The organism is Streptomyces sp. NTH33 (assembly GCF_003236365.1).
In the GTDB taxonomy this organism is placed as follows: Bacteria; Actinomycetota; Actinomycetes; order Streptomycetales; family Streptomycetaceae; genus Streptomyces.
In genome coordinates, this window is the sequence record NZ_POTZ01000879.1 from 1 (window position 1) to 1,417 (window position 1,417).

A 1,417-nucleotide genomic window follows, 5' to 3' on the forward strand; every position below is an offset into this window, starting at 1 on the left:
TAGTCAAGCAGTGCCCGTGACGGGTCGGTGGTGCGGTCGTTGGGCAGGTCATGCATCCGTGGGTGGGGTTGTCCGATGATGTGCGGCTGGGGGTGCTCACCGAGTGGGTGACGCCGGAGTTGGTTGATGAGGTGCTGGCCGAGTGCGGCCGGGGCGGGGTGAAGCCGGGCGCCCTGTCGCCGAGGTTCATGGTCTACTTCACGCTCGCGTTGGCACTGTTCGCGCAGGACTCGTACGACGACGTCGCGGAGAACCTGGTCGGGGCGCTGGAGGGGATGCACGAGACGGTCCCGAACCGGGCCTCGTTCACGAGGGCCCGGCAGCGGCTGGGGCCGAAGGTCCTGGAGGCGCTGTTCCGCCGCATCGGCGGGGCGGTGGCCCCCGATGGTCTGGGCGGGTCGTTCTGGCGGGGCATGCGGCTGGCCGCGGTGGACGGGTTCGTGCTGGACGTGCCGGACAGCGAGGCGAACCGGGCGTTCTTCGGCGGGCCGACCGACGCTCGCAAGGCTGAGGCGGGGTTCCCGCAGGTGCGGGTGGTGACGCTGACCGAGACCGGCACGCACGCCTCGATCGATGCCCGGATCGGCGGCTTCAACGGCGGCGAGCGGGAGTTGGCGGTGCAGATGGCCGGCTCGGCGGCCGGGATGCTGGTCATCATGGACCGGGGCTTCCCCGGGGTGGAGCTGTGGAAGGCGTACACGGACGCCGGGGCGCATCTGCTGCTGCGGGCCCGGTCGACGGTCGCGTCGCGTCCGATGAAGGTGCTGCCGGACGGGAGCTATCTGGGGCGGATGAGCTTGGCCGGTCAGCGGGCGTCGCATCCTGGTGGGGTGACGGTGCGGGTGATCGAATACCGGGTCGACGGCGGCGAGGTGATCAGGCTGCTGACCGACCTGATGGACGTCGAGGCCTACCCCGCGGCGGAGTTGGCGGCCCTGTATCACGAGCGCTGGGAGGCCGAGTCGGCATACCGCCAGGTCAAGACGTTCCAGCGGGGCCCGCAACAGGTGCTGCGCTCGACGGCGCCGGCCCTGGCTCGCCAGGAGGTCTGGGCGCACCTGGTGGTGCACCACTGCCTGAACCGGATCATCGTCAGGGTCGCGGGCGGCGAGCGGATCGATCCGGACCGGATCTCCTTCGTGAAGGTCCTCAAACACGTCCGGCGCAGCGTGCTCACCCAGGCCAAGGACGCGGTGTCGGCCGTCGGATCCTTCCTGGCGATGCTGGAGAACAAAGTCCGCCGCAAGCTCGACAGCGGTCCCCGCCGCCACCGCACTGCGCCGCGGGTCCTCAAGCGCCCGGATTCGAAGTACTCACCCTCGGTCAAGAAACGGCAGCACGGACCCACCCGGCGCGTCCCGGCCAACGTCATCACCCTGAACCCGGTGATGCTTCACTAGCTCAAACAACGGCATTG

General features: G+C 69.8%; 1 protein-coding gene. It reads left to right on the forward strand.

From position 1 onward, the window contains the following. Nucleotides 1-62 precede the first annotated feature (62 nt). Nucleotides 63-1,400, forward strand: a complete 1,338-nt coding sequence (locus C1I97_RS37205; RefSeq protein ID WP_181447096.1) for an IS4 family transposase — start codon at nucleotides 63-65, stop codon at nucleotides 1,398-1,400. Nucleotides 1,401-1,417 lie beyond the last annotated feature (17 nt).